This window comes from Xanthomonas sp. 1678, from assembly GCF_031455575.1.
Taxonomy (GTDB): domain Bacteria; phylum Pseudomonadota; class Gammaproteobacteria; order Xanthomonadales; family Xanthomonadaceae; genus Xanthomonas_A.
Window position 1 is genome coordinate 285,362 of sequence record NZ_JAVDSZ010000006.1, and the last position, 7,343, is coordinate 292,704.

A 7,343-nucleotide genomic window follows, 5' to 3' on the forward strand; every position below is an offset into this window, starting at 1 on the left:
TCCAGGGCCGCACGACCCTTGCATCCCCCCAACGGAGACCGTCGCAGTGACCCGCAAACTCGTACTGTTGCGCCATGGCCAGAGCCAGTGGAACCTGGATAACCGCTTCACCGGCTGGGTGGACGTGGAGCTCACCGAACAAGGCCGCCAGGAAGCCGTGGCCGCCGGCCGCCTGATGCGCGAGGAGGGGCTGCAGTTCGACGTGGCGCACACCTCGGTGCTCAAGCGCGCCATCCACACCCTGCAGGGCGCGCTGAAGGAACTGGACCAGGACTGGCTGCCGGTGCACAAGAGCTGGCGCCTCAACGAGCGCCACTACGGCGGCCTGCAGGGCCTGGACAAGGCCGAGACCGCGGCCAAGCACGGCGAGGAGCAGGTCAAGATCTGGCGCCGTTCCTACGACATCCCGCCGCCGCCGATGGACGCCGAGGACCCGGGCCACCCGCTGCACGACCGCCGCTACGCCACGCTCGACCGCAACGCGCTGCCGGCCACCGAGTCGCTGGCGACCACGCTTGAGCGCGTGCTGCCGTACTGGCACGACGCGATCGCGCCGCAGCTGAAGGCCGGGCAGACCGTGCTGGTCACCGCGCACGGCAACTCGCTGCGCGCGCTGTACAAGTACTTGAACGGCGTGTCGCGCGAAGAAATCCTGGAGCTCAACATCCCCACCGGCATCCCGCTGCTGTTCGAACTGGACGATGCGTTGCTGGTGCAGTCCTACCGCTATCTCGGCGATCCGGAAGCGGCGAAGAAGGCGGCCGAGGCCGTGGCCAACCAGGGCAAGGCCAAGTAACGCGCGCACGGTGCGCGCCGCATCAAGGAGGATGGGATGTTCGCGTTCAGTGTCTGGCACTTGGTGATTCTGTTGGTGGTGCTGGCGCTGCCGGTGCTGGTCTTAGTGGCGGTGTGGTTGGCCATGCGCGCGGACCGGCGTGCACGAATGTCCCAGCGCGCCGCTGCGCCGCCGCCGCTGCCGCCCGCGGCATCGGTGGAAGCGCGGCTGCGCGCGCTCGAGGCATTGCGTACGCAGGGCCTGATCGATCAGGCGGAATACGCACACCGGCGCGAGCAGATCCTCGCGGATCTGTGAGCGCGTCGCGCGCTGGCGAGCGGCCTCAGCCGTCGCCGCGTTCGTCCACCCACACCCGCATCTCGCCTTCGCCGCGGTTGGCCCAGGCGAAATAGGGCACGAAGGTCAGGGTCTGCGCCTGCCGCGATGCCGGCGGCGCGTCGTAGCGGTACAGCGGCAAGGCGTCGGCCTGGGCATCGTCGTAGCCGTGCAGGCGTTCGCCCTCGGCTTGCAGCAGCACCTGGCCGGCCAGGGTGCCGCTGCCGGGTTCGGTGCGGATCGCCGCACCGGCGGGCAGGCGTAGCTGATGCAGTTGCGCGCCGTTGTCGGCCTGCTCCAGGCAGTACACCAGCGGCCCGCGTTGCAGCGCGACCTTGCCGGCCAGATGGCGCACGCGCGGATGCGCGCTGACCCGCATCACCGGCATCGGCAAGTGCAACTGCAGGGTGTCGCCGCGCTGCCAGCGCCGGCGCAGCACGCAGTAGCCGTGCTGCAGGTGCGCGTGGATCGCGACCGCTTCGCCGTTGAGCCGCAGCTGCGGCGCGCGGCACCAGTCCGGCAGGCGCAGCGCCAGCGCGGCCTCGACCGGGGCCTCGCAATCCATGCTCAGTTCGACCTGCTCCTGCCACGGATAGTCGCCGCGCTGGCGCAGGGTCAGTGTCTGCCCGTCCACGTCGAAGGCCGCATCGCTGCCGACGTACAGGTTCACGTAGAGCGTGTCGTCGCGGCGGGTGTAGATGTAGTGGCCGAGCGAGGTCAGCACGCGGGCGATGTTCGGCGGGCAGCAGGCGCAGCCGAACCAGCGCTGGCGCACCGGCTTGACGTGGTCGAAGCCGTGGTTGCCGTGCACGGTGGGCGGATGCACTTCCAGCGGATTGACGTAGAAGAAGTGGCGCCCGTCCAGCGCCATGCCGGCCAGCACCGTGTTGTACAGCGCGCGCTCCATCACGTCGGCGTAGCGGCTGTCCGGCGCCAGCTGCAGCATGCGGTTGGCGAACATCATCAGCCCGATCGAGGCGCAGCTCTCGTTGTAGGCGGTGTCGTTGGGCAGGTCGTAGTCGACGCTGAACGCCTCGCCGTAGCTCTGCGCGCCGATCGCGCCGGTGAGGTACAGCTGCCGCTGGGTGGTGTTCTCCCACAGCCGCTCGCAGGTCGCACGCAGCTGCGCATCGCCGCTGTGCCGCGCCAGATGCGCCACGCCGGCGTACAGGTAGACGAAGCGCACCGCATGGCCGATCGCGGTGGTCTGCAGCGCAACCGGCACGTGCGCCTGGCTATAGGCCTTGTCCTCGATCATCCACGCCGGCCCGTGGCCGCCCCAGAAAAAGCTGCGGCCGCGCTTTTCGTATTCCTCGTCGTAGTAGTGCGGAGTGCGGCCGCGCTGCTCGACGAAGTAGCGGGTCAGCGCGAGATAGCGCGGCTCGCCGGTGGCTTCGTACAGGCGCATCAAGGCCAGTTCGATCTCCGGATGTCCCGGGTAGCCGTGCAATTGCTCCGGACCGGGGCCGAACGTGGCATCGATGTGGTCGGCGAGCCGGCACACGATGTCCAGCAACGCGCGCTTGCCGGTGGCCTGGTGGTAGGCGACGCCGGCCTCGATCATGTGCCCGGCGCAATACAGCTCGTGGCATTCGGCAAGATTGGTCCAGCGCTGCTCCGGCGCCTTCACCGTGAAATAGGTGTTGAGGTAGCCGTCGGCCTGTTGCGCGGCGCCGATCAGCTCGATGGTGGCGTCGGCATCGCGTTCCAGCGCCGGATCGGGATGCTGCGCGAGCAGGTAGGCCACCGCTTCCAGCCACTTGGCCACGTCGCTGTCCTGGAACACCATGCCGTAGAACGCGCCGTCGCTGCGGCCGGCGGCGATGCGGAAGTTCTCGATCGCGTGGCTGGGCTCGGCGTCGGCGACGTTGTCGTTGAGCGCGTCCCACTGGTAGGGCAGCACCACCTCCTGCACCAGGCGCTGGTAGCGCTGCCAGAACGGATCGGCGATGCGCAGGCGGTCGAGCGGGAGTTCGGGCGGCGGGGCGAGCGAAAGCGGCATGGAGGCGATGATCCTGGGGAGGAGAGAGGGAGAGGGAAGGGCGTCAGTGCACCGGGCGCGCGGCCAGGTCGGCGGCGACCTCGGCCAGCAGCGGCCGGCGCAGGCGGCAGCGGTAGATCACCGCGGCCAGCAGCAGGTGGATGGCCGCGGGAATCAGCGTTTCCAGCAGGGTGATCGCCTGCAGCGAGGCGGCGGTCTGGTGTTCGGCGCCGGCGCGGTAGCCCACGCGCACGAACAGGTAGCTGATCACCACCGCGCTCGAGGCCCAGGCCAGCTTGATGCAGAACAGGTTGAAGGCGAAATTGATGCCGGAAGAGCGCACCCGGTTCTTCCAGGCGCCGTAGTCGTCGGCGAAGGCCATGATCGAGAAGTGCAGCGGCAGCGCAAAGCCCAGCACCAGGCAGTTGACGAAGATCAGCCCCAGCCACAGCGTCTGCTGCGCCGGGCCGGTGGGCATCCACCACTGCAGCACGCCCAGCACCGCCAGCGCCAGGTTGGTGTGCAGGTACAGCGCCAGCGGATCGAAGCGGCGGCACAGCGCGTTGACCACGATCGCGCCCAGCACCGTGGCCAGCGCCACCATCGCGAAGAACAGCGAGGCGTAGCCGGGGCTGCCGCCGAGCACGTAGGTGATGAAGTACAGGTAGCCGCCGCCGCGGATGTTGAACACGTTGATCAGCAGGAACGACATCAGCAGCACCAGCCGCATCTGGTCGTTGCGCAGCAGCCCGCGCAGGTGCTGGCCGATGCCCGCCTCGCCGAGCAGGCTGACCGGCACGCGCTCGCGCACGGCGAAGAAGCAGCACAGGAACATCGCCACCGCCAGCAGGCTGAGCAGGCCCACGCCGAGCTGGTAGCCGCGCGCGACATCGCCGTCGCCGAGTACCCGCACCAGCCACGGCAGGCCGACCGAGACCAGGAAGCCGGCGATGCCGCACAGCACGAAGCGCCACGACTGCGCCGACACCACTTCGCGATGGTCGCCGGTCATGCTGTTGATCAGCGCGCAATACGGCACGTTGATCGCGGTGTAGCACAGCGACAGCAGGAAGTAGCTGGCGAAGGCGTAGGCGACCTTGGCCGCGTAGCCCAGTTGCGGGGTGCTGAAGGTCAGCACGCAGGCGATGCCGATCGGCAGCGCGATCCACAGCTGCCAGCCGCGGAAGCGGCCCCAGCGGCTGCGGGTGCGGTCGGCGAGCACGCCCATCAACGGGTCGGACACCGCGTCGGCGATGCGCAGCACGGTGAACAGGGTGCCGACCAGCGCCGGGGTCAGCCCGAACACGTCGGTGTAGAAGAACGTGAGGAAATTGGCGATCAGGCAGGTGACGATGGTGCCGCCGGCATCGCCCAGGCCATAGCCGAACTTTTCCAGGCGCGAGAGTTTGTGCGCGGCGGCCTGTTCGGCGCCTGCGGCAACGGGACCAACGGCGGTCGCATTCAACGGAACGGTTCCTTGCGGGGCGCGGAGTGCGGCGCCCGGCAAACGTCGCATGCCGCCGGCAACGGAACAAGAGCCTGCGCAGTATAAAAACGGTACGATTCCGACCTGCGCGATGCTGTGGCCGCGGACGGTCGCAGCGTGCGTTATTTGCTGCAATGCAGCGTGAGGCGCGACAGGGGAGACGTTTCCGACATGCTCGAACTCGCAGTCGCCTATCCGATCCGGGTCCAGAACGGCGGCCTGTTCATTTCCCGCGGGCTCGGCGCGCATCCGACGCGGGTGATCCAGTCCTACGAACTGATCTTCGTCGAACGCGGCACCTTGTCGATCCGCGAGCAGGACAGCGACTTCCATATCGGCCCCGGCGAGACCCTGCTGCTGTGGCCGGGCCGCGAGCATGCCGGCCTGGGCCGCTTCGCCGACGACCTGCGCTTCTACTGGGTGCATTTCGAACTGGCGGCGGATGTGGCGGCGGCCGCCGCCGCATCCGCCGAGGCGACCCTGCTGTCGATGCCGCAACGCACCGCGATCCGCGATCCGGAGCGCTTCGTCGGCCTGTTCCGCTGGTTCCTCGGCGAGCAGGAGGAGCGGCGCACGCTGCCGATGCTGGAGCCGATCGTGCTGTCGATGCTGCAATGCGTGGCCGGCGCCTGGCCCGACCCGCACGACTCCGACCGCGCCGGCGTGGCGCTGGCGTACCGCGCCAAACAGCTGATCGGCACCCAGTTCCACACCGCGCTCAACGCCTCCACGCTGGCCGCGCAGCTGCACTGCAATCCGGACTACCTGGGGCGCATCTACCGCCGTGCGTTCGGCACCACGCTGACCGAGGCGATCCATCGCCAGCGTATCGCCTTCGCCGAGAAGCTGCTGCTGGTGAACACCTGCGGCGTCGACGAGGTGGCGCAGCGCGCCGGCTTCAGCGACGGCGGCTACTTCCGCCGCATCTTCCGCCAGCGCCTGGGCATGACCCCGACCGCCTACCGGCGGCTGTACTGCAAGGAGCACATCAACTCGGGCTGAGCGCGCGAACGCTCGCTGCCGCCGAACCGCACGGCTATCTACACACCGCATTGCCTACACTGCGCCGACTTCCCGGGGACGTGCGCGAATGAAGAAGAAGGTGTTGAAGCGGAGCGGCATCGCCCTGGCCGGGCTGGTCCTGGCCTCGCTGGCGGCGTTGTACTTCTACGGCCGCTTCGCCGACCGCGTTCGCGGCCCGGCCAGCCATGCGCTGCCGGCAAGCGTGGTGCACACCCCGATCGACCGCGTGGTGGCGCCGCTGACCGCGGCCCATGCCGGGCAAAGCGGCATGGTGATCCTGTCCGACAACGTCGAGGCGTTCGCGGTGCGCGCGGTGGCCGCGCGCGCGGCCGGGCGCAGCCTGGACCTGCAGTACTACATCTGGCATCCGGACTTCACCGGCAACCTGCTCTACAACGAACTGCTGCGCGCCGCCGACCGCGGCGTGCGCGTGCGCCTGCTGCTGGACGACATGAACGTGCACGGCAGCAATTCGGTGCTGGCCGCGCTGGACAGCCACCCGCTGATCGAGGTGCGCCTGTTCAACCCGACCCGCGCCCGCGAAGGCACGCTGATGCGCGGGGTGGAGCTGGTGCTGCGCTTCTTCAGCGTCAACCGGCGCATGCACAACAAGGCCTGGATCGCCGACGGGCGCATGGCGGTGGTCGGCGGGCGCAACGTCGGCGACGAATACTTCGATGCCTCGCGCGACACCAACTTCATGGACACCGATGTCTCCGTGGTCGGGCCGGCGGTGGCGCAGGCCACGCAGATCTTCGACGCCTACTGGAACAGCCGCACCGCGGTGCCGCTCGGCGCGCTGGTGCAGGCCGAGCCGGACGCGCTGCCCAGGCTGCGCGCCAGCATCGATGCCGGCCTGGGCTCGGCGCGGGCGCACCCCTACGCGCAACGCCTGCGCCGTTCGCCGAGCGTGCGCAACCTGCTCGAGGGCGAGCGTCCGATCCATTGGAGCGCCGAGGCCAGGATCGTTTCCGACCCGCCGGAGAAGGCCGAAGGCGCGCCGCCGCGCGCCGACTGGATGACGCCGCTGCTGGTCGGCGAGATGGCGCGCGCGCAGCGCGAGCTGGCGCTGATCTCGCCGTACTTCGTGCCGGGCGACGACGGCATGCGCTGGATCGGCCAGCTGCGCCAGCGCGGGGTCGCGGTCGGCGTGCTGACCAATTCGCTGGCGGCCAACGACGTGGTCGCCGTGCATGGCGGCTATGCCGGCTACCGGGTGCCGTTGCTGCGCCAGGGCGTGGCCCTGTTCGAGCTCAAGCCCGAGGGCGATCCGGGCGGCAGCCTGTTCGGCTCCAGCGGCGCCAGCCTGCACACCAAGGCCTTCGTGGTCGATGGCGACGAAGGGTTCATCGGCTCGTTCAATCTCGACCCGCGCTCGATGAACCTCAATACCGAGATGGGCCTGCTGTTCCGCGATCGCGCCACGGCGGCCGAACTGGAGCGGCTGTACCGGGCCAAGGTGTCGGCGCCGGTGAGCTACCGGCTGGCGCTGCAGGACGGTGCGCTGCGCTGGCACGACGACGCGGCGCAGCCGCCGCGCAGCTGGGAGCGCGAGCCGGAAGCGGGCCTCTGGCGCCGCGCCGCGGCGCGGGTGATCGGCTGGTTGCCGGTGGAGTCGCAGTTGTAGCGGCACGGACCGCAGCGAAATTGTAGGAGTCAACTGTCATGCAGAAGCGATCTCCGGAGGAGCGTAAGGCGCCTGGTCTCGAGCAATGGCATTGAGCCATCGCAGGTACTTGTGC

Annotated in this window: 6 protein-coding genes; 4 read left to right on the plus strand and 2 right to left on the minus strand. The window is 69.3% G+C overall.

Annotated elements, in window-relative coordinates:
- Positions 1-46 precede the first annotated feature (46 nt).
- Together gpmA and J2Y70_RS13370 are read left to right on the plus strand one after the other, a co-directional pair.
- Positions 47-796, plus strand: coding sequence for a 2,3-diphosphoglycerate-dependent phosphoglycerate mutase (gpmA, locus tag J2Y70_RS13365; RefSeq protein ID WP_263395165.1), 750 nt, complete (start codon positions 47-49; stop codon positions 794-796).
- A gap of 36 nt (positions 797-832) precedes the next feature.
- Positions 833-1,093, plus strand: coding sequence for a hypothetical protein (locus tag J2Y70_RS13370; protein ID WP_309918300.1), 261 nt, complete (start codon positions 833-835; stop codon positions 1,091-1,093).
- 25 nt (positions 1,094-1,118) lie between these two features.
- On the opposite strand, the gene J2Y70_RS13375 is transcribed toward J2Y70_RS13370, so the two are convergent.
- Together J2Y70_RS13375 and J2Y70_RS13380 are read right to left on the minus strand one after the other, a co-directional pair.
- Positions 1,119-3,113, minus strand: coding sequence for a beta-L-arabinofuranosidase domain-containing protein (locus tag J2Y70_RS13375; protein WP_309918304.1), 1,995 nt, complete (start codon positions 3,111-3,113; stop codon positions 1,119-1,121).
- A gap of 43 nt (positions 3,114-3,156) precedes the next feature.
- Positions 3,157-4,557 carry an MFS transporter gene (locus J2Y70_RS13380; RefSeq protein ID WP_309918307.1) on the minus strand — a complete coding sequence of 467 codons (1,401 nt, stop codon included), beginning with the start codon at positions 4,555-4,557 and terminating at the stop codon, positions 3,157-3,159.
- Positions 4,558-4,749: 192 nt separating this feature from the next.
- Between J2Y70_RS13380 and J2Y70_RS13385 the strand changes: the two genes are divergently transcribed.
- Both J2Y70_RS13385 and J2Y70_RS13390 read left to right on the plus strand, forming a co-directional pair.
- Positions 4,750-5,580, plus strand: a complete 831-nt coding sequence (locus J2Y70_RS13385; protein ID WP_263395161.1) for an AraC family transcriptional regulator — start codon at positions 4,750-4,752, stop codon at positions 5,578-5,580.
- 88 nt (positions 5,581-5,668) lie between these two features.
- Positions 5,669-7,228 carry a phospholipase D family protein gene (locus tag J2Y70_RS13390; RefSeq protein ID WP_309918311.1) on the plus strand — a complete coding sequence of 520 codons (1,560 nt, stop codon included), beginning with the start codon at positions 5,669-5,671 and terminating at the stop codon, positions 7,226-7,228.
- Positions 7,229-7,343 lie beyond the last annotated feature (115 nt).